20 protein-coding genes are annotated in these 20,189 nt (G+C 31.9%); 14 read left to right on the top strand and 6 right to left on the bottom strand.

Annotation, left to right across the window (positions count from 1 at the left end; all coding sequences use genetic code 11):
• The first annotated feature begins 1 nt into the window (after nucleotide 1).
• Nucleotides 2-250 carry a hypothetical protein gene (locus AB3G39_RS06680; RefSeq protein WP_367771438.1) on the top strand — a complete coding sequence of 83 codons (249 nt, stop codon included), beginning with the start codon at nucleotides 2-4 and terminating at the stop codon, nucleotides 248-250.
• A 1,015-nt stretch (nucleotides 251-1,265) separates the two neighbouring features.
• The gene (locus AB3G39_RS06675; protein WP_367771440.1) at nucleotides 1,266-2,390 is read left to right on the top strand and encodes an SDR family oxidoreductase; all 1,125 of its coding nucleotides are present in this window, start codon (nucleotides 1,266-1,268) and stop codon (nucleotides 2,388-2,390) included.
• Between the two features lie 160 nt (nucleotides 2,391-2,550).
• On the opposite strand, the gene AB3G39_RS06670 is transcribed toward AB3G39_RS06675, so the two are convergent.
• On the bottom strand, nucleotides 2,551-5,991 hold the full coding sequence (locus AB3G39_RS06670; RefSeq protein WP_367771442.1) for a methylmalonyl-CoA mutase family protein: 3,441 nt from the start codon (nucleotides 5,989-5,991) through the stop codon (nucleotides 2,551-2,553).
• A gap of 257 nt (nucleotides 5,992-6,248) precedes the next feature.
• Here AB3G39_RS06670 and AB3G39_RS06665 point away from each other — a divergent pair, with 257 nt between their 5' ends.
• Both AB3G39_RS06665 and purU read left to right on the top strand, forming a co-directional pair.
• Nucleotides 6,249-6,956: a DUF4197 domain-containing protein gene (locus tag AB3G39_RS06665; protein WP_367771445.1), complete on the top strand. Its 708-nt coding sequence runs from the start codon at nucleotides 6,249-6,251 to the stop codon at nucleotides 6,954-6,956.
• Between the two features lie 32 nt (nucleotides 6,957-6,988).
• Nucleotides 6,989-7,843 (top strand): formyltetrahydrofolate deformylase, encoded by an 855-nt coding sequence (purU, locus tag AB3G39_RS06660; RefSeq protein WP_367754580.1) that lies wholly within the window; start codon nucleotides 6,989-6,991, stop codon nucleotides 7,841-7,843.
• Between the two features lie 274 nt (nucleotides 7,844-8,117).
• On the opposite strand, the gene AB3G39_RS06655 is transcribed toward purU, so the two are convergent.
• The gene (locus tag AB3G39_RS06655; protein WP_369766265.1) at nucleotides 8,118-8,930 is read right to left on the bottom strand and encodes an alpha/beta fold hydrolase; all 813 of its coding nucleotides are present in this window, start codon (nucleotides 8,928-8,930) and stop codon (nucleotides 8,118-8,120) included.
• A 104-nt stretch (nucleotides 8,931-9,034) separates the two neighbouring features.
• Between AB3G39_RS06655 and AB3G39_RS06650 the strand changes: the two genes are divergently transcribed.
• Nucleotides 9,035-9,181 (top strand): hypothetical protein, encoded by a 147-nt coding sequence (locus AB3G39_RS06650; protein WP_367771450.1) that lies wholly within the window; start codon nucleotides 9,035-9,037, stop codon nucleotides 9,179-9,181.
• Here the strand turns inward: AB3G39_RS06650 and AB3G39_RS06645 are convergent.
• Together AB3G39_RS06645 and pyrF are read right to left on the bottom strand one after the other, a co-directional pair.
• Entirely contained in the window at nucleotides 9,176-9,976 is an 801-nt protein-coding gene (locus AB3G39_RS06645) for an ABC transporter substrate-binding protein (protein WP_369752363.1), read from the bottom strand. The two genes, AB3G39_RS06650 and AB3G39_RS06645, sit on opposite strands and share 6 nt — an antisense overlap.
• Before the next feature lie 286 nt (nucleotides 9,977-10,262).
• The gene (gene pyrF, locus AB3G39_RS06640; protein WP_369752364.1) at nucleotides 10,263-11,090 is read right to left on the bottom strand and encodes an orotidine-5'-phosphate decarboxylase; all 828 of its coding nucleotides are present in this window, start codon (nucleotides 11,088-11,090) and stop codon (nucleotides 10,263-10,265) included.
• 423 nt (nucleotides 11,091-11,513) lie between these two features.
• Between pyrF and AB3G39_RS06635 the strand changes: the two genes are divergently transcribed.
• The 6 genes from AB3G39_RS06635 to AB3G39_RS06610 all read left to right on the top strand — a co-directional run bounded on the left by AB3G39_RS06635 (nucleotide 11,514) and on the right by AB3G39_RS06610 (nucleotide 15,670).
• Nucleotides 11,514-12,077, top strand: a complete 564-nt coding sequence (locus tag AB3G39_RS06635) for a helix-turn-helix domain-containing protein (protein WP_367754589.1) — start codon at nucleotides 11,514-11,516, stop codon at nucleotides 12,075-12,077.
• 11 nt (nucleotides 12,078-12,088) lie between these two features.
• Nucleotides 12,089-12,535: a response regulator gene (locus AB3G39_RS06630; RefSeq protein ID WP_367754591.1), complete on the top strand. Its 447-nt coding sequence runs from the start codon at nucleotides 12,089-12,091 to the stop codon at nucleotides 12,533-12,535.
• Between the two features lies 1 nt (nucleotide 12,536).
• Entirely contained in the window at nucleotides 12,537-14,321 is a 1,785-nt protein-coding gene (locus AB3G39_RS06625; protein WP_367771459.1) for a CHASE3 domain-containing protein, read from the top strand.
• Nucleotides 14,322-14,652: 331 nt separating this feature from the next.
• Complete coding sequence (locus AB3G39_RS06620; RefSeq protein ID WP_367754595.1) at nucleotides 14,653-14,796, top strand: lmo0937 family membrane protein; 144 nt, start codon at nucleotides 14,653-14,655, stop codon at nucleotides 14,794-14,796.
• Between the two features lie 13 nt (nucleotides 14,797-14,809).
• Entirely contained in the window at nucleotides 14,810-15,109 is a 300-nt protein-coding gene (locus AB3G39_RS06615; RefSeq protein ID WP_367771462.1) for a hypothetical protein, read from the top strand.
• A gap of 240 nt (nucleotides 15,110-15,349) precedes the next feature.
• A complete protein-coding gene (locus AB3G39_RS06610; RefSeq protein ID WP_367771465.1) occupies nucleotides 15,350-15,670 on the top strand; it encodes a hypothetical protein in 321 nt (106 codons plus the stop codon).
• An 85-nt stretch (nucleotides 15,671-15,755) separates the two neighbouring features.
• On the opposite strand, the gene prfA is transcribed toward AB3G39_RS06610, so the two are convergent.
• A complete protein-coding gene (gene prfA / locus AB3G39_RS06605) occupies nucleotides 15,756-16,832 on the bottom strand; it encodes a peptide chain release factor 1 (protein WP_367771467.1) in 1,077 nt (358 codons plus the stop codon).
• A gap of 331 nt (nucleotides 16,833-17,163) precedes the next feature.
• Here prfA and AB3G39_RS06600 point away from each other — a divergent pair, with 331 nt between their 5' ends.
• Nucleotides 17,164-17,634: a hypothetical protein gene (locus AB3G39_RS06600; RefSeq protein WP_369764616.1), complete on the top strand. Its 471-nt coding sequence runs from the start codon at nucleotides 17,164-17,166 to the stop codon at nucleotides 17,632-17,634.
• Between the two features lie 33 nt (nucleotides 17,635-17,667).
• Nucleotides 17,668-18,048 carry a hypothetical protein gene (locus AB3G39_RS06595; RefSeq protein WP_369764615.1) on the top strand — a complete coding sequence of 127 codons (381 nt, stop codon included), beginning with the start codon at nucleotides 17,668-17,670 and terminating at the stop codon, nucleotides 18,046-18,048.
• A gap of 624 nt (nucleotides 18,049-18,672) precedes the next feature.
• Here the strand turns inward: AB3G39_RS06595 and AB3G39_RS06590 are convergent.
• Nucleotides 18,673-19,155 carry a hypothetical protein gene (locus AB3G39_RS06590; RefSeq protein WP_367771470.1) on the bottom strand — a complete coding sequence of 161 codons (483 nt, stop codon included), beginning with the start codon at nucleotides 19,153-19,155 and terminating at the stop codon, nucleotides 18,673-18,675.
• 246 nt (nucleotides 19,156-19,401) lie between these two features.
• Here AB3G39_RS06590 and AB3G39_RS06585 point away from each other — a divergent pair, with 246 nt between their 5' ends.
• Nucleotides 19,402-20,052: a DUF1801 domain-containing protein gene (locus AB3G39_RS06585; protein WP_369752367.1), complete on the top strand. Its 651-nt coding sequence runs from the start codon at nucleotides 19,402-19,404 to the stop codon at nucleotides 20,050-20,052.
• The last annotated feature ends 137 nt before the right edge of the window (nucleotides 20,053-20,189 follow it).

Here is a 20,189-nt window from a genome sequence, read left to right as displayed (position 1 = left end):
TATGCTTGATATAGAAACTTGCAAAAAAATAAAATCCAAAAAATTGATTCTCAAAGTTTCATTTTCTTTAAAAGCACTTTTGGAAAAAATCGTAATAATGCTTTCTTTGGTGTTTAAAAGCTACTTTAAATTACAACCTATCCCGAATTATTTGTTAATCAAAGTTAAAGGATTAACTAAAAAAAGGGAAGAAAAGGCGGTAAAACAAGACCAAATTCTATTTTTAACGATGAGGAACATTGTTCGTTAAGAAAAGCATTACATCAATAAAATATTAATAAAAAACTACTGGTTAACTTATTGTTTATCAATACATTATGAATAATATTACATAAATTTTGTTAAACATAAATTCGTGTTAAACTTCTAAAAAATAATCTAACATATTCTTATTCACTTGATTTTTATATTGATTTTTCCATAAAAAAATTAGAAAAATTTTTCATAATCTTAAATTAAAAAAAAGCAACACACTTTTTTAAATTTCCAAATAAGTGTTCAAAATTTTAACATAATTATTCATTTGAAAAATGGAGGCAAACAAAAAACAATAAAAAAGACATTTTTACTAAAAAGAGAAATCACTTTACGAACATAAACACATCAATAAACATTCTTGTAAAAATTTGAATCTACAGCTACAAAATAAACTTCATAACACTTTGAAAATCAACAACATAATACAAAATCGTTTTTAATTGATTCTTTTTTAAATAAAAAAGAATTAGTCTAATAATATGTCATTCCATTATTAACAAGTTTATTGTACTAATATCTTCATAAAAAGGATTCATTCAGTTCCCGTATTAATCTGCTTAATACAATTCCAAAAACAGTTTAAATAATTCCTTTTATTTATAGTTATGTTATCCAAATTTGTTTTTTTATAGTTCTAACTTTTCAAAAAAAACTTCCTCTTCTTATGAGGCTCCTTAAAGCACTGTATTTATTTTTTGGCTTATTGATTAGTAAAATAAGTTCCTTCAAAAGCTTCAATTGTTGCAATTGTTTATTTTTTGCATAAAATACAACCAGTATTATTTAGTTGCAAAACAAATTATTCATTGTTTTGAATTTAAAAACACTCCTTTTTTTTAACATAACAAAAAATATGCTTAACTTTAAGTTCCCTTAGTCGTAAATAAAAAACACACAACTAGCTGTACAACAAATACTTAGTAGCTAAAATATTACTTTTTTATTTCTACAGTTTTTCCTCTTATTTTATTAATTGAATTTAGATTACAATTAAAAAAACACTTACGATGAAAATAATACTTACAGGTGCAACGGGAGTTTTGGGTTCACAAATCATGTATGAAATCCTTGAACTATTTATACGAGATTCAATTAATGGAAAACTTTTATTGATTTCTAGAAGCAAAGGAAAAAAGTCTGCATTAGACCGCATCAATAAATTACTTTCCAGTAGTTACACTCCAAAAATATTAAAAGACCAAGGGCTTGAAAAGCTAGATCAATACATCGAAATTATTGATACCGATTTAGATTCGGTACAAGAAAACTTTTCTAGTAAAATTGATGGTGCTTATTTCATCCATTCGGCTGGTTACGTTAATTTATCAACAGACGAAGAACACCGAGAAAAAATATTTGACGAAAACACTAAAATCACCAAAGTCATTTTAAACAATTTTCATCATTCCATAAAAAAATTCATTTATATAGGCACTGCTTTTTCCTCAGGAGAACGTACTGGAATTGTAGAAAATGATTTTCACAATCTTGATTTCATTCCCCAACATCGCAACGCATACGAAAATGCCAAATTTTATTCGGAGAACTTTGTTGCAAAACGATGTAAAGACTTAGGATTGCCTTTTCAAATACTGCGTCCAAGTGTTATTTGTGGACGATTAATGGATGACGAAAACAAATATTTCGTTTCCAAATACATGGTTTTCTATCTCTTGGCTAAATTTTTCTATCTTGCTGCTCAAAGAACAACCGAACAGGAAAATGTACGTTTTATGATCAATGAAAAAACAGGTTTAAATATAATTCCTGTAGATTATGTAGCCAAAATAATTGTTTCCGTTTTCAGGAGAGATGACATTCAACAACTCAATATTGTAAGCCATAAAAGTTTAAATCTGGTCAAAGGGTTAGAATTAATTATGGATGAAATGGGCTATAAAAATTATACTATAATAAAAAATGCTCCCCATTTTGAGTACCAAAATACCACCGAAAAATTATATTACGAAAGTATTGGTAAGCACCTCAAACCCTATTTAGTGACTAGTGCCAAACAATTTAACACTACCTTATTGAATTCTATTCTAGAAATTCCAGTACTCGATGATGAAACATTTACACAACTCATTCGATATGCGAAATTGCACAAATTCAAAGATGTAAATATCTAATTTCGTTTTCTAATAATTACTTTCAAAAGTAAAACAAAATAAAAAAGACCTTCCTCCCGAAGATTCGGAACTGAAAGGTCTTTCTAATTTTTAATCTGTTCCACAAAAAAGGCAGAACTGCGATTCATCTCTTTTATGGAATGCAAAAGTGGTTCTCTGCTTACATATTTCTTCTGTATTGTCCACCCACTTCAAATAAAGCGGCAGTTATTTGTCCTAACGTACATACCTTAGTTGCTTCCATTAAGTGGTCAAATAAGTTTTCATTTTCAATTGCTGCGTCTTGTATGCGGTCCAATTGTTCTTTTACTTGCATTGCATTGGCTTTATGTAAGTTTTCCAAGGTATGAATCTGGAATCGCTTTTCTTCTTCCGTTGCACGAATCACTTCAGCAGGAATCACTGTTGGCGACCCTTTGGAACTTAAAAACGTATTTACTCCTATGATTGGGAATTCCCCAGTATGTTTCAACGTTTCATAATACAAACTTTCTTCTTGAATTTTAGAACGTTGGTACATGGTTTCCATAGCACCAAGAACTCCTCCTCTTTCAGTTATTCTATCAAATTCTTGCAGAACAGCTGCTTCAACAAGATCCGTTAATTCTTCAATGATAAACGAACCTTGAATTGGATTTTCATTTTTGGCTAGACCTAACTCTTTATTAATAATCAATTGGATTGCCATGGCACGACGTACTGATTCTTCTGTAGGTGTTGTAATCGCTTCATCATACGCATTGGTATGCAAAGAATTACAGTTGTCATAAATAGCATATAATGCTTGTAATGTGGTACGGATATCATTGAAATCTATCTCTTGCGCATGTAAAGAACGTCCAGACGTTTGAATATGGTATTTCAACATTTGCGCTCTTTCGTTAGCTCCGTATTTAACTTTCATGGCTTTCGCCCAAATTTTACGTGCCACACGACCAATAACTGCATATTCAGGATCTACTCCATTCGAAAAGAAGAAAGATAAGTTAGGTCCAAAATCATTGATACTCATTCCACGACTCAAATAGTATTCTACATACGTAAATCCATTTGAAAGTGTAAATGCCAATTGTGTTATTGGGTTTGCACCCGCCTCAGCAATATGGTATCCCGATATTGAAACCGAATAAAAATTACGAACATTGTTAGTAATAAAATATTCTTGAACGTCTCCCATTAAACGCAAAGCAAATTCGGTAGAGAAAATACACGTATTCTGCGCTTGATCTTCTTTTAAAATATCAGCCTGAACCGTTCCACGAACTTGTGAAAGTGTTCTAACTTTAATTTCATTATATACGTCTAAAGGCAATACTTGATCTCCTGTTATTCCTAAAAGGAACAAACCTAAACCATTATTCCCTTCGGGTAAATCACCATTGTAAACAGGGCGATTAACTCCTTTTTCTTTATATATTTTGCTAATTTTAGCTTCTACTTCTTTTTCTAAATCATTAGCTTTAATGTACAACTCACATTGTTGATCAATAGCAGCATTCATAAAGAAACCAAGCAGCATAGGCGCTGGTCCATTGATTGTCATACTTACCGAAGTCATAGCATGTACCAAATCAAAACCTGAATACAATTTTTTAGCATCATCTAAACAACAAATAGAAACTCCAGCATTACCAATTTTTCCGTAAATATCAGGACGCAAATGCGGATCATTACCGTACAAAGTCACACTGTCAAAAGCAGTTGATAAACGCTTAGCCGGTAAACCTGCACTTACATAATGAAAACGCTTGTTAGTTCTTTCCGGTCCACCTTCACCTGCAAACATACGTGATGGATCTTCTCCTTCTCTTTTAAAAGGATACAATCCGGAGGTAAAAGGGAATTCTCCTGGTACATTTTCTTGTAAACACCATCTCAATATATCTCCCCAAGCTTCGTACTTAGGCAAGGCAATTTTTGGAATTTGGGAGTGCGATAACGATTCCGAATGTGTTTTTATTTCAATAACCTTATCTCTAACTTTAAACGAGTAGATCGGGTTTTTATATTTGTTTACTTTTTCATCCCAAGTCAAGATTACTTCCCAATTGTAAGGATCTAAATCCATTTTTACTTTATCAAATTGATTCAATAAAAGGTTAAGAAAGATATTATTTTCATCGTGCTCTTTGATTGCACTTGGATAAACCGAAGTATCGTCAAGTCCAGTTTTAGTAATCACTGGAACATTTCCAGAAACCGATTCTATAGTTTTGAAAATACCATACAATTTTTGAGCTACTTTTTGTTGGCTCAAAGCGGTTTCATCATATTTTCTGTTGCTTTCGGCAATTTCAGACAAATAACGGGTTCTGTGAGGTGGAATTACGAAGATCTTCTCACTCATTTCACGCGTTACTTCAAAGGTTGATTTCAAGTCGGAATCCGTTTTCTCTACAATTTTATCCATAATGGATTTGTAAAGCGTATTCATTCCCGGATCATTGAACTGTGAAGCAATAGTTCCAAAAACAGGCATATCATCTGGATTTGCATCCCATAGATTATGATTGCGTTGGTATTGTTTTTTTACATCACGAATAGCATCTAATGCGCCACGTTTATCAAATTTATTCAATGCTACTAAATCAGCAAAATCAAGCATGTCGATTTTTTCTAATTGTGTTGCAGCACCAAATTCTGGTGTCATTACGTATAACGAAACATCAGAATGGTCCATAATCTCGGTATCCGATTGACCAATTCCTGAAGTTTCCAAAATGATGATATCGTATTTTGCCGCTTTGATTACTTGAATCGCATCAGCAACATATTTTGATAAGGCTAGATTGGATTGACGTGTTGCTAGAGAACGCATATACACTCTAGGACTATTAATCGCATTCATACGAATTCGATCTCCAAGAAGCGCTCCTCCTGTTTTACGTTTTGATGGATCAACCGAAATTAAACCAATGGTTTTCTCTGGAAAATCGACTAGAAAACGACGAACTAATTCATCTACTAATGATGATTTTCCAGCTCCACCAGTACCAGTAATTCCTAGAACGGGTGTTTTGCAGTTTTTATTTATTTCATGAATGGCATCCAATGCTGGTTTCGCAATTTCAGGAAAATTCTCTGCCGCCGAAATTATTCTAGCAATAGCTGTTGGATTTTTGGAAGCCAATTGCGCTACTTCATCCGTTAATTTGTCTCCAGTAGGAAAGTCTGATTGTTGAACTAAATCATTAATCATTCCTTGTAATCCCATCGAACGCCCATCATCTGGCGCATAAATTCGGGTGATTCCGTAAGCTTGTAATTCCGCAATTTCAGAAGGCAAAATTACTCCTCCTCCTCCTCCGAAAATTTTAATATGTCCTGCTCCTTTTTCTTTTAGCAAATCATACATGTATTTAAAATACTCATTATGGCCTCCTTGATAGGAAGTCAAAGCAATTGCATTAGCATCTTCTTGAATAGCGGTATTCACCACTTCTTCAACACTACGATCATGCCCTAAATGAATTACCTCTACTCCTGTAGACTGAATAATTCTTCTCATGATATTTATAGCTGCATCATGACCATCAAATAATGAGGCTGCAGTGACAATTCTTACTTTATTCTTAGGAATATACGGTGTTTGTGGATTCATTTTGAGAATATGATAATTTTAAGGGTGCAATTTACAAAAATTTTTAATGATTGTTCTATGTTCCTTTGAGATGTTAATAAAAAAGCAATAATCTTCTAAATTAGCCCCGATGGAAGTGGCATCCCACGCTTTTGGGCGTGGATACAACGGACAGCGGGACAATTGTTCCTAAATATAACATAAAGTTTATGCTTCTATAAAAAATTATGCAACTCTATTTGAATTAAATAGTATTTTTGGTCTAAATAAATAAAATTATGAAAAAATTAATAGCAATTATAGCCTTGTTTTCTCTTTCTAGTTGTGCTGAATTACAACAAATTGCCAATCAATATCCGACCCTTGGAACTGTGGGAAGTGTTAATATTGCAGGTGGTTTGCGAGAAGCTTTAAACAATGGAATTTCTAAACAAGTTACAAAGCTAACAGCGACTGATGGGTTTTTGAAAAATGAAGCTGTAAAGATCTTATTGCCACAAGAATTGCGAAAAGTTGATTCGGCTTTAAGAAGCGTAGGTCTTAGCTCGCTGGCAGATGAAGGTTTAAAAGTACTGAATCGTGCTGCCGAAGATGCTGTAAAAGAAGCAACTCCTATATTTGTAGATGCCGTAAAAAACATGACTTTTACGGATGCTAAAACTATTTTATTAGGCAATAATACTGCTGCAACTGCTTATTTACAAAGTAGTACTTCGACTGCGTTGTACGGCAAATTTAATCCTGTAATCAAGAATTCATTTAGCAAAGTTGGAGCTGATAAAGTGTGGTCTAACATCATCACTAAATACAACAGTATTCCACTGGTTAACAAAGTAAACCCTGACTTAACGGACTATGTTACGAATCAAGCGATGGATGGTGTTTTTAAAATGATTGCCGTTGAAGAATTAAACATAAGAACGAATATCACTGCAAGAACTTCTCCTTTATTACAATCTGTTTTTGCTATGCAAGACAAAAAATAATTAATACCTATTCTCAAAAATAATTATCCAAAATGCAAAAGATTACCTTACTCATTCATTGCAAAGACCAAAAAGGAATTATTGCCGCAGTAACTAATTTTATACTAAAAGTAGAAGGAAACATTACCTATATCGATCAACATGTTGATGTAGAACAAAATGTTTTTTTCATGCGTTTAGAGAGCCAATTGACCAATCCTGAAATTAGTTTAGCGGCTATAAAAGAAGATTTTGAAAAAACCATTGCCCATGATTTCAATATGGCTTGGGATTTTTATAATAAAGATTTAAAACCAAAAATGGCTTTGTTTGTTTCTAAATACAACCATTGTTTATATGATATTTTAGGTCGCTATAGTGCTGGAGAATTAAACGTTGAAATTCCTTTGATTATTAGCAATCACATGGACTTGAAACCTATTGCGGATCAATTTAATATTCCGTTTTATCATGTTCCTTTTACAAAAGACAATAAAGAAGAAGGAGAGAAAAAACAGATCGAGTTATTGAAAGAATTTGAAGTGAATTTTATTGTTTTGGCAAGATACATGCAAATCATCACGCCGAAACTGATATCGCTTTACGAAAATAAAATCATCAACATTCACCATTCCTTTTTGCCCGCTTTTCCAGGTGCAAAACCGTACCATTCGGCATTTAAACGAGGTGTAAAGATTATTGGAGCAACAAGTCATTATGTTACTGAAGAACTAGACGAAGGACCCATTATTGAACAGGACATCTCTCGGGTATCCCATATTAATTCAGTAGATGACTTTATAATGAAAGGTCGAGATTTAGAACGAATTGTTTTGGCAAGAGCCATAAAACTACATGCCGAAAGAAAAGTAATGACCTACAGTAATAAAACAGTCATTTTTCTATAAAATGATTTTTTTTCATCATGAAAACAGCTCACTTAATGTGGGCTATTTTTATAGAAATACATTCCTAAGATAAACAGAATTTAATAACGCATTGATATACAGACATAAAGCGTAAAAACTAAAAATCTTAACTTATACACAACAAACTAATAACACAATATTAACAGCTTTACGCTTCCTTATATATGATCTTTGCAGAGTAATAAACTGGTTATTTATTATTTGGTTTTGGTTAGTTAAAGAATTGCCGACATTTTAGGATGTCGGCATTTTTTTATTTATTTCGATTCATAAATAATAAAACCTCTTTATTGAAAATAGTAGGCTGCTCTACATTTACCACATGACCGCAATTTTCTATTACAAATAATCTTGATGATTTATAATGATTTTCAACCACCTTGCGAACGGCTGGTAAAAACATATAGTCTTCCTCTCCCATAACATATAGCGTAGGAATATTCAACTCTACCTGACGAAACCATTTTAGAACGGGATTAATTTCGGCAGTGAGTTTAAACCATTTAATAAATTCTTTTTGGTATAATTTTTTGGCTTCATTTATAAAAAGCAGTCGAGATTGTTTGTGGCTTTTTTTAGGCATAATCACAAAGGCGAAAAACCGATATAAAACCAAATAAGGTAAAACATACTTGAAAGCGTTACCCAATTTCATTAAAATCTGTGAACGAAAATTCATTTTCAATATGGCGCCACCAAGAATCATACTTTGTACGCGTTGGGGATACATTTCGGCCAATTGTCTAATTAAGATAGTTCCCATTGAAATACCGATAAAATGCGATTTTTCAATTTTAAGATGATCCAGCACTTCCAAAATATCATTGGCCAAAGCCGAAAAAGTATATTTTTGCTTAAAAGCCGTTTTTAAAGTAGTTTTAGATGCTCCATGACCTCGCAAATCCAATAACAATACATTATAATGCTTTTGAAAATCTCTAATTTGCTTGAACCAAATAGAAGAACTTCCACCTGCTCCGTGCACAAAAGTCACCCATTGCTTTGCCTGTTGACTTTCGATCAAGCTAGCAACATTTTTATTTTCATAAATTGTATAACAAATCACCGTTTTTTGGCAAAAATAGTACATTAATTCTAAATCTCAATCTTAACTAATTTTTAAGTATTTTATAAGAATCAAAAAAACTAAATTTGCAAAAAATTACGATTATGATTGGCTTACTGAAAGAGAAGAATGAAATTGAGAAACTCCAAGAAGAATATAAAAAATTAGCAGACACAAACTTTAAAGTGGACGCTACTATCAAAACTGAAATCCCAAAAGAAGAATTAGTTCTTGAAGAATGTGAATCATAGTTTTTGATGTAACATTTTGAAATAATCAAAGGCTTTTAGCAAGCGGCTACCGTACCACGAAAACATTTCTCCATCTACCAAGACGGTTTGCGCTTTATCCGTATAGTTGCTTATTTCATATCCATCTTCTTTTTTAAACGGATAAGGTTCAGAAGACAGAAAAATAAAATCGGGATCACCATCTTGAACAATTTCTTCTATGGCAACTTCGGGATAACGTCCTTTAGTGTCATATATGTTCTTGAAGTGGTTGAGTTTTAATAATTCGTTTATAAAATTATCCGAACCCGCCACCATATAAGGATTTTTCCAAATAAAATAGGCCGCTTTCTTCACTGGAATGTCCTTTATGAAATTTTTAAAATCGCTCAAGGCAAAAGCCAATTTGTCGTTCCATTTTTGAGCCTCGGTTCTACAATTAAACAGTCGACCAAAATCAGATATCATTTGGAAATTATCTTCAATTGTAATGATATTTGTAACCCAAACAGGGCATATTTCGCTTAATCTTTCAACAATTTCTTGGGTGTTCTCCTCTTTGTTGCAAATGATAATATCTGGTTCTAATAGACGGATTTTTTCATAATGCACTTTCTTAGTTCCTCCTACTTTAGTTTTGGTGGATTTAAAATGATAAGGATGTACACAAAACTTCGTTATCCCGATTATTTTAGCCTCTTGCCCCAAGTCATACAATAATTCAGTTTGCGAAGGCACAAGAGAAATAATTCGTTTTGGCGAAGTTATAAAGGTGTGTGAAGTCCCAAGTTGATCGATGAAAGAAATTTGTTTCAAGTTTTTTTGTTTAAAGGTTTAACCACAAAGTTCGCAAAGGACACAAAGGATTTTTTTAAGTTGCAAAGTTACGGAGACTCAAAGTTACAAAGTTCGTAGGTTTTAACTTGAGGTTTGAATTTCATAATTCGATCAGCGAATTTTAAGTACTAAAAACGTTAAACTTTTTAAAACCATGTAGGTATGAAGAAAAATCAAGACCTCTCTTTATAGACAATCCAAAACTTTAAACTTTAAACCTGAAACTTTAAACTAAATTACCCACAAACTGAGACAACTTGAAACTTTAAACCTGAAACTTTAAACTTACAATAGCCTCCATCTCCTGTTGCATTTTCAAGGCTTCTTCTCTTGCTTTGACGGTAAAATCAGTTCCGTTTGAGGCATAGATAATTGCTCTTGAAGAGTTGATCAATAACCCTATGTTGTCGTTCATTCCGTATTTGCATACTTCTGAAAGGCTTCCACCTTGTGCTCCTACTCCCGGAACTAGCAAGAAACTATCTGGAACAATTTTTCGAACCTCTGTAAAATATTCTGCTTTGGTAGCACCAACCACATACATTAAGTTTTCGCTGTTTTTCCAAGATTTAGAGGTTTCAAGTACTTGCTTGTACAATTCTTGTCCGTTCACAAGTAAAGTCTGAAAATCAAATGCACCTTCATTAGAAGTCAGCGCCAACATGATAGTATGTTTGTTTTCGAAAGCTAAGAAAGGCTCTACCGAATCTTTCCCCATATACGGAGCAACAGTTACACTATCAAAGTTTAAATCTTCAAAAAAAGCTTTGGCATACATCGAAGACGTATTTCCTATATCTCCTCGTTTTGCATCGGCAATCGTAAAAATTTCAGGATAATTGGCATTGATATATTGGATTGTTTTTTGCAAAGCCAACCATCCTTTTATACCGTAAGCTTCAAAAAAAGCAATATTGGGTTTGTAAGCAACACATAAATCATGTGTTGCATCAATAATAGCTTTGTTAAACTCAAAAATAGGATCTTCTAAATCTAAAAGATGTTTTGGAATTTTATTTAAATCGACGTCCAGACCTACTGCGAGGAATGATTTCTTGATTTTGATTTGTTCAATTAGTTCTTGTGTAGTCATTTTTCTTGTAGTTGTGCGACAAAATTACAAACATAGAGTTAATATCGGTTAGAATACTACGATAAAATTCCATTTAATTTACAAAATTAAAATCCGTAGTTCTCAGTTTAATGAAATCTTTACTACCCAACAAATTGACTATTTGTAAGTTCTTTTTTTAATACCATACAAATGAAATGGAACTGTAAAAGCGTAAAACAACTGTTAAAAAAAACACAAAATACAAGAAACTGCTACTAGAGTCTATTTTAATAACCAAAAAATCTCACAAATAATCCGCTAATAATCAACACACAACTATTATTTTATTGTCGAAAATTTCATAATTTCACGCCTAAAATTTAAAAAAATGATAGTACGAATGGGTATTCAATAAATTTAGTATTAACATTTTTATATCTTTACTAATTAACAAAAATGCTTATGAAAGTACATTTGAAGTTTGACTATGCTCAGTTAACAAAAAAGATTGTCCAAGAAAAACTATCCGAATTAGGATATAAATACAATTATATTGGGTTTGGTGAATTCAATTTTTTAGAAAAAGTACCTACTGCAAAAATAAAAGAAATCACTTCTATTTTCGATGAGTATGGTATAGAAATAGTTGAAAATCAAAAAAGCATATTAGTTCAAAAAATTAAAGACACCATCGTTGAAATGGTTCACAATGACGAGCAATTAAATATAAAAAGCTCCGTATACATTGCTGATAAATTAAACATGAGTTACGCCTATTTGTCTAATCTATTTTCAGAAGTCACTTTTACTTCGATTGAAAACTTTATTATAATTCAAAAAATAGAATTAGCAAAACAATTAATGCTTAACACCTCATTGAACATAACTGAAATTTCCATTCAGTTGAACTATTCCAGTGTAGCGCATTTAAGCACACAATTCAAAAATATGACAGGCATGACTCCTTCCGTTTTTCAAAAGTTAATTAACAAACGAAAAGAACAATTAGATAAAAATAACAGCTAAAACAAGACTCTATGACTACTGATTACATAAATATTTGCCTTGCAGACGATGACGAAGACGACAGGTTGTTTTTTACAGACGCTTTTGACGAATTGAAAATAAATACAAAAGTGAGCACTTTTAAAGATGGTGTAGAGTTAATGAATTACTTAAACCATTTTGATGCTGTTTTACCTAACATTTTATTTTTAGACTTAAACATGCCAAAAAAAAATGGTCTCGAATGTTTATTGGAAATAAAAAAAAATAAAACCCTAAATGATATTGTCGTTGCCATCTATTCAACCTCATCATCAGAAGAACATATCGATGAGACTTTTATAAATGGTGCTAATATTTATATTAAAAAGCCAAGTGATTTTGATAGTTTAAAAAAAATACTTTCTGACGTGGTGACCATTAACTGGCAATACCATACCTCTGGTTTAAATAAAGATAATTTCTTAATGAGAATGTAAAATGAAATATATTCAGCTTCATAAATCGCCGCTATTTTTAAAAATAATTTTTATTATCTCAGTAACGATTATATTTTTTATTGGCGCTATTACTTTTAAACACATTACTGTTCTAAAAAAAACATCCAATTGGGTAAGTAATAGTTATGAAGTAAATATTGAACTGGAGCGTTTAATTTCTTACCTAAAAGATGCCGAAACTGGAGAAAGAGGTTATATATTGACTAAAGAGAAAAGTTTTCTTGAACCTTATATTGCATCTAAACATTTAATCAAAAATTCTTTCAAGAAAGTAACCTTATTAACTGTCAACAGTAGGACTCAACAAGCAAATTTAAAAAAATTAATATTCCTCATTAATACCAGACAAAACTACCTTTCCAAAACATTGTATCTTGTTGAGCAGGAAAATTATGATCAGGAAGTTTTTAAAAGTTATTTAGAAATTGGAAAAAAAACAATGGATTCTATACGAGATAAAATAGAAGAAATGATTATTGTTCAAAAAAGACTTTTACAAAACAGGCAATTGGATTATGAGTCCACTATGAGTTATACTCCGCTACTTATTTATCTCACCCTCTTAGTGACGTTAGTTTTAATTACGATTGCATTTATTAAAATGAATCAGGACTTAGTGACCCTTAAAAATACAATTAACACACTTTCAGTTGCCAATGAAGCCAGTAATCTTGCGGAGATTGTGGGAGGTTTTGGAAGTTGGCAATTCAATTTAAATACAGAAACCTTTGCTTTCTCAGATAATGAATATCGCTTATTAGGATGTGAACCTCAATCTTTTAAGGCAAGTCTCGAAGAATTTTACAAATTTGTTCACCCAGACGATTTACAACACGTAATTGACAACGCGAACAACATTCCTATTGAAACAACTTTACCTGCATTTACTTATAGAATTATCAGAAAAGATGGCGAAATAAGATATTTCAGAGCTTTAGGACGAGTTGTAACAGTAGCTTCTGGCGAGAGAACACATATAGGAACTACAAGTGATGTTACTGAGGAAGTGTATGCTAATAACTTTATTGAAGATCGAAATAGAGAATTAGAAAGTAACAATAAAGAACTAACGGCATTCAACTACATTGCGAGTCACGATTTACAAGAACCACTAAGAAAAATTGAAACTTTTCTCTCAAGATTAGTTAGTAAAGATTATAACAATTTATCTAAAGCAGGACAACAATACGTGACCAGCATACAATATTCTGCTAATCGAATGCGTATTCTTATTGAAGACTTATTGCAATTCTCTAGAACTAATAAAACTGAAAAAGCTTTTGAAGACGCTGATTTAAATTCCTTATTAGAAAATGCAAAACAAGAACTAGCTCAAATAATTGAAGATAAAAATGCAAGTATTGAAAATACTGAATTACCTCATTTAAAAGTAATTCCATTTCAAATGCAGCAGTTGTTTATTAATTTAATTGGTAACTCATTAAAATATAGCAAAGAAGACAGCAGTCCAATCATTCAAATTAATTGTTCAACAATCAGTGCTAATAACGAAGAATTATTACCTAACAACAATCTGAACTATTATAAAATCACCATTAATGACAACGGAATCGGATTTGAGCAAGAATATGCTAAAAAGATTTTTATCCTCTTTAATAGACTTCACAACAAAAACGAATATAACGGAACAGGAATTGGTTTGGCTATTTGTAAAAAAATAGTAGAAAACCACAAAGGATTTATATTTGCCAATGGAGTATTGAATCAAGGTGCTACATTTACTATTTTTCTCCCTGAGGCATAAGAGTCAACCATATACTATCTTCTAAACTCAATAAAAGATACTTCAACTCCTGATAAAACGCACAAAAAAAATCTCTTTTTGGCATGTATCAGTCTGCAATAAGTTTTAAATTATATAAGACCACATTTAAATTCTGTAATAAAAATCGAAATTGATGTAACAAACTTTTGCTATCAACTATCGATCTTTGTATATATAAAACAAATCTTTAAATAAGATGCTGAATTAGAACATTTATAAAAGAATATGGGTTGCTTTATTAATGACGGGAATAACCAAATTAATGCAAGCAGCTAATACACTTTAATTATTAATTATATATAAAAACATCATGCAAAATTTATTATACATTGTAGCAGTAGTATTAGTAATACTATGGGCATTAGGATTCTTCGTTTATAGTTTAGGAAGTATTATTCACATATTATTAGTAATAGCTGTTATTGCAATTTTACTAAGAGTGATAAGAGGGTAATTAGATAAAACAAATGAAAAACAACAATTTAACAATAGGAATACTTGGAGGTTTCGTATTAGGATCTTATTTAGGAATTCTATTCACCCAAGAAAAAAGAGAAATTGCTAAAAATAAAATAGTTGACAACACCAACAATTTAAAAAAAATGGTAAAACACTCAACTAATATATTGAATGATACAATTTCTGAAAAAATAAATAGCCTAAAAAATCAATCACAACAATTGAAAGAAAACGCTATAGTACTTATAGAACAAGAAAAAACAAAATTAGAAAATATAAAAGACATTAATAAATCAGTCTTTTTATAATAGCAAGCGAATTAAATGTACAGTAAAAAACCGTACTATTTTAAAAAGCACATTCAATCTAAACATAAGAGTATTCAATAGCTTGCTACACTACTAATTCTATGTTTAATACGATGATCAATTGTATGAAAAATGTCCTTTTTAATGATTTTCAAGCAGTCAAAATAAAGGTGCTAAAAAACGGTTTAGTACATATCTATTTTAGACTTATATATGTAATAAAACCATAATAATACCAGAATGAAAAATTCAATACCACTATTAGGATTTTTTTTAATAGCAATTAGTTTGGCATCTTGCAAAACCCAAGAAGAAAAAAAAGCAGAACAAGTTACTAATAATTATGTTCGTTTTGTAGATTCGATCAGTCATAAAAATACTGATGATATACTAGCAAATTGGGATTCTATTAATACGTCTTTCGAAAATAAAACAGCTGAAATAAATACTGAAATTGACAAATTAGAGGACAATCATGATTTTGATGCCAAAATCGATTCGGCTATCGCCAAATATGAAGTTTTAAAAAAATCAGTCCTTCTACTAAAAGAAAACAAGTAAATATTCAAGAACTAAAACTAAAAAAAATGCCACACTAATTAGTAGTATGGCATTTTTATGTATTCAATATTTTTATTCTGTTTTCTTAAAAAACCTCACTGGCTTCTTTCAGTTTCTCCATGTTGTTCACTAATGCTAGTTCGTCAACAATTTTTTGAATATCACCATTCATAATGTTTCCTAGGTCATACAGGGTTAAACCAACTCTATGGTCCGTTACACGGCCTTGTGCGTAATTGTAAGTACGAATTTTAGCAGAACGGTCACCTGAACTAACTTGAGACGTACGTGTAGTAGCATCTTCAGCTTGTTTTTTGGCTAATTCTTGTTCGTATAAACGAGAACGCAATACGCCAAAGGCTTTATCCTTATTCTTGTGTTGTGATTTTTGATCTTGACATTGTGCTACCAATCCAGTTGGAATATGCGTCAAACGCACTGCCGATTTGGTTGTATTTACTGATTGTCCACCAGGTCCTGACGAACAAAAGAAATCCACACGTACATCATTCATATCAATTTGCACATCAAATTCCTCTGCTTCTGGCAATACCATAACAGTCGCTGCTGAGGTGTGCACACGTCCTTGCGTTTCCGTTTGTGGTACACGTTGCACACGGTGAACACCCGCTTCAAACTTCAATGTTCCATAAACATCCTCACCAGTAACTTCAAAGATTACCTCTTTAAATCCACCCGAAGTTCCTTCATTCATATCCACAACTGACGTTCTCCATCCGCGGCCTTCACAGTATTTAGTGTACATACGGAATAAATCCCCTGCAAAAATACTCGCTTCATCCCCACCCGTTCCGGCACGAATCTCCACCATCACATTCTTCGCATCTTCAGGATCTTTAGGAATCAACATAAATTTAATTTCTTCCTCTAGTTCTGGTAATCTTTCCTTTGCTTCGTCCAGTTGCATCTTGGCCATTTCGGTCATATCTGCATCACTACCGTCTGCAATTATTTCATTTGCTTCATCAATATTAGCCATAAGTAGCACGTATTCGTCTCTCTTTTCAGCCAATGCTTTCAAGCTTTTATACTCTTGATTCAATTGCACATAACGTTTCTGATCAGAAATAACATCCGGCTGGATAATCAAATCCGATATCTCATCGAAACGTTGTTTTACTATTTGAAGTCTATCTAACATAATCTTAGTCCTTTATTTGGAGTGCAAAAATACGAAATTTTTGTTTAAAGTGTAATGTTTAAAGTTCCAAGTTTTTTTAGGAGCTATTTCCTGCTATCCGCTGTATTCCCGATAATAAAAACTAAGGCTAAAAAAAGCCTAGTTTTTCTAAATCGGGAGATGCCGCTACTATCAGGGCTAGCGCATTTGTGATTAAAAAGCACGTGTTGAGGTTTCCCGTAAAGGTACTGGAGTAAAAGGTGTTACTTTTGTATAAATTCATCTTATCAGAACTCAATCAGAAAAGTATGATAATCCACCAATTGTCAAAAAACAATTTAAATCTATAATAATGAAAAATTTAATTACGTTACTTATTTGTACTTTCTTTTTCATCTCTTGCGGAAATTCAAATCAAGGGAATCAAAATAATGCAGAAAACATTATTAAAGTAAAGACCATAATTGGAAAAACCGAAAAAGAAATTGAAAAAATTTTAGGTAAACCTGATAGTTCTGAGAAAGTTTCACCCAGTAACACGCCTTGTAAAGATGAGCCTTGTACAAAAATGTTTTATCAAAAAAACAAATTTGAGATAGTTTATATTAATGGTAAATCAGATTGGATTACAATTAATAATATTTCAGATTTCGATTGCAATTCGGAGAATATTGTCTTACTTGGTTTACCTCCAACAATACCTGATTTTGAGAATTTAAATGGATTTAGATGGAGTAACATTGAGAATATCTCAGAAATTAATTTTTCCAATAATGGTGAGGATAAAATTGATTACATATATATTAAATCTACAACAAAATAAAGTTTGAAATTTATTTAAAACCCTCTAGTTAAAATGAATACTCAAGATAAAACACATTGTGGAAGTTGCAATAACATTATTGAGAACTCATCTTGCAACTGCAACTATTGTGGGTCTATTAAGAAAAAAATTTCAATCAATTTCAATGATGTTTTTCATGTTGAATTAAAAGACACATTAGAAGGAAAAATAACAAACCCTAATCTGCGCAGTAAAGATAAAATACGTGAGAAATTTTTCTTTGGTGCACAACAATCTAATAACGGCGAATGGATTGAAAAAACTCAAATTTATGACCGGGACAAAAATTATTATTTCGAAAAAATAGTAACTAAAACGGGAAAAACAATTCATTTTTGTGAAGAAAAATTAAGCAACCATAAAGGTCATGGATCTGATAAATTCAACAAATAAAAATTCCAGCCATTCGAAATATGTATATTCTGTAACAGCTACACATACTAATCTGGTAAATCACTCTAAGAAATCTCTTGACTAATTAGAACAAACTAAGCAATCAATACAATTCCGCAAACAAAGTCATTGCAAAGAACGAAGCAATCTCACGATCAAGAGCAAAACCAACAAATTATTTAAGTGGAGAAACTGGATGAGATCCCTCACTCTTCGGGATGAGAAGATTATGGAAATCGATTGAACACAAAATAACAAATCCAATAAAAACATCTACGCGGATAAACTGGATGAGATTGCTTCGTTCCTCGCAATGACAATCTAAACCCGCATAGCTCCACGATGTCTCCTAACTACGTAGCACAAACTAAATAAGCAATACAATTCCACAAACAAAGTCATTGCGAGGAACGAAGCAATCTCACGATCAAAAGCAAATCCAATAAATTATCTACGCGGATAAACTGGATGAGATCCCTCATTCTTCGGAATGACAAGAATATAGCAAAGGTCTTAATATAAAAAACCAACGATTCAAGCAATACTTATTTCGTATTCTTCAATCGTTGGTTTTAGTGTATTAGCTAAGTTAGAAAAGACAATAATTCATTCCTCGCTTGCAGATTATTTATCAACGCAATCGACACTTGTTAATTTATATTTTACATTATCATAATCGATAGGTTGCCCTTTAACAAAATAAGACTTTCCAAAATAGTATTCTATTTTTCCATTTCCTAAAATTAGGCTATCTCCCCTTTTTAGAAATGCCATTGGGTTACTAAATATTTTTACTTTGTCCGCTCCTTGATAAAAAGAATAGTCAACTAATAGCGTATCTCCATGGAATGATCCCGTAATTTTTCCAATCTTTTTTGGCTTAGCATAAAGACTCATTATCATATCCCCAGTTATTTTATTGTCTTTTGAAGTAATCATTTTCATTTCGATAGTATCACTTTCATACAACGCTTTATAGCAAGCTACGTTGGCAGAATTTTCAGCCTGTACTTCAGTAGCTTTAGTATCTTTTTGACTTTGCTCTTTTTTACAGCTTTGGAGTCCAAAGCATGATAATAGCAATAAAAATAGACCTAGATTTTTCATAATAGTAAACAGTTTAGTTTATAAATTGGTGAATATTTACTACTAATTTACGAATAAATAGCGTGATTTAACGCCTATTTTCAGTTTAATATTAGGACTGTCCGCAAATCGAACCAAACGTTCTTTATTTGGCTACTTTGAAACAAGTGAAAATATTTATTTAAAGCACTTTGTAGCATTTACAAAACGTTTTTTTATACTTTTATAAAACTAAAAGCTACTTCAAAATTTAAAACTACATCAACAATGAATCTCAAAGTCGACGACTTTATTAGTAATGCTAAAAAATGGCAGCCCGAAATGGAGCAATTACGACAATTGTTACTCGATTGTGGTCTGACCGAAGAGTTCAAGTGGCGCACGCCTTGTTATAGTTTTCAAGGGAACAACGTAGTTTTAATAGCCAGTTTTAAATCATTTTGTGCGCTTAGTTTCCTCAAAGGTTCGTTGCTACAAGATACCAACGGAATGTTAGTACAACCGGGAGAAAACAGCCAAGCAGTCCGTTTTTTTAAATTTACTAATGTATCTGAAATTGAGGAACTAAAACCTATCCTGAAAAACTACATTTATGAAGCGATTGAGGTCGAAAAAGCGGGTTTAAAAGTAGCTTTCAAAAGTAATAAAGAATTAGAGTTAGTAGATGAACTGAAAGCTATTTTAGATAAAAACCTAGCTTTAAAAGCAGCTTTTGAATCCTTAACTCCAGGACGACAACGGGCATATAACTTGTTTTTTGAAGCTGCGAAACAATCCAAAACTAGGGAAACCAGAATAGAAAAATACATTCCCCGCATTCTTGACGGTAAAGGAATCAATGATTGTGTTTGCGGTTTATCTAAAAAAATGCCCAGTTGCGACGGTTCACACAAATCCATTTGTGGAGAAGATAAATGATCTGATAGTACAATCCTAGATCTTTGGTTATTGTGAAAATAAAACGGAATTAATAGCCCTGATGGAAGCGGCATCTCCGATTTAGAAAAACAAGGCTTTTTTAGCCGTAGTTTTTATTATCGGGAATAGAGCGGACA

Origin of the sequence: Flavobacterium sp. WC2416 (assembly GCF_041200095.1) — a bacterium.
Classification (GTDB): Bacteria; Bacteroidota; Bacteroidia; order Flavobacteriales; family Flavobacteriaceae; genus Flavobacterium.
The sequence above is the reverse complement of the archived record's forward strand: the minus strand, read 5'-3'. Positions and strand labels throughout refer to the sequence as shown.

What these genes read in the sequence shown, in the direction of transcription:
- AB3G39_RS06680 (WP_367771438.1), top strand. Translation starts at nt 2, where the DNA reads ATGCTTGATATAGAAACTTGCAAAAAAATAAAATCCAAAAAATTGATT.
- AB3G39_RS06675 (WP_367771440.1), top strand. Translation starts at nt 1,266, where the DNA reads ATGAAAATAATACTTACAGGTGCAACGGGAGTTTTGGGTTCACAAATC.
- AB3G39_RS06670 (WP_367771442.1), bottom strand. Translation starts at nt 5,991, where the DNA reads ATGAATCCACAAACACCGTATATTCCTAAGAATAAAGTAAGAATTGTC.
- AB3G39_RS06665 (WP_367771445.1), top strand. Translation starts at nt 6,249, where the DNA reads ATGAAAAAATTAATAGCAATTATAGCCTTGTTTTCTCTTTCTAGTTGT.
- purU (WP_367754580.1), top strand. Translation starts at nt 6,989, where the DNA reads ATGCAAAAGATTACCTTACTCATTCATTGCAAAGACCAAAAAGGAATT.
- AB3G39_RS06650 (WP_367771450.1), top strand. Translation starts at nt 9,035, where the DNA reads ATGATTGGCTTACTGAAAGAGAAGAATGAAATTGAGAAACTCCAAGAA.
- pyrF (WP_369752364.1), bottom strand. Translation starts at nt 11,090, where the DNA reads ATGACTACACAAGAACTAATTGAACAAATCAAAATCAAGAAATCATTC.
- AB3G39_RS06635 (WP_367754589.1), top strand. Translation starts at nt 11,514, where the DNA reads ATGAAAGTACATTTGAAGTTTGACTATGCTCAGTTAACAAAAAAGATT.
- AB3G39_RS06630 (WP_367754591.1), top strand. Translation starts at nt 12,089, where the DNA reads ATGACTACTGATTACATAAATATTTGCCTTGCAGACGATGACGAAGAC.
- AB3G39_RS06625 (WP_367771459.1), top strand. Translation starts at nt 12,537, where the DNA reads ATGAAATATATTCAGCTTCATAAATCGCCGCTATTTTTAAAAATAATT.
- AB3G39_RS06620 (WP_367754595.1), top strand. Translation starts at nt 14,653, where the DNA reads ATGCAAAATTTATTATACATTGTAGCAGTAGTATTAGTAATACTATGG.
- AB3G39_RS06615 (WP_367771462.1), top strand. Translation starts at nt 14,810, where the DNA reads ATGAAAAACAACAATTTAACAATAGGAATACTTGGAGGTTTCGTATTA.
- AB3G39_RS06610 (WP_367771465.1), top strand. Translation starts at nt 15,350, where the DNA reads ATGAAAAATTCAATACCACTATTAGGATTTTTTTTAATAGCAATTAGT.
- prfA (WP_367771467.1), bottom strand. Translation starts at nt 16,832, where the DNA reads ATGTTAGATAGACTTCAAATAGTAAAACAACGTTTCGATGAGATATCG.
- AB3G39_RS06600 (WP_369764616.1), top strand. Translation starts at nt 17,164, where the DNA reads ATGAAAAATTTAATTACGTTACTTATTTGTACTTTCTTTTTCATCTCT.
- AB3G39_RS06595 (WP_369764615.1), top strand. Translation starts at nt 17,668, where the DNA reads ATGAATACTCAAGATAAAACACATTGTGGAAGTTGCAATAACATTATT.
- AB3G39_RS06590 (WP_367771470.1), bottom strand. Translation starts at nt 19,155, where the DNA reads ATGAAAAATCTAGGTCTATTTTTATTGCTATTATCATGCTTTGGACTC.
- AB3G39_RS06585 (WP_369752367.1), top strand. Translation starts at nt 19,402, where the DNA reads ATGAATCTCAAAGTCGACGACTTTATTAGTAATGCTAAAAAATGGCAG.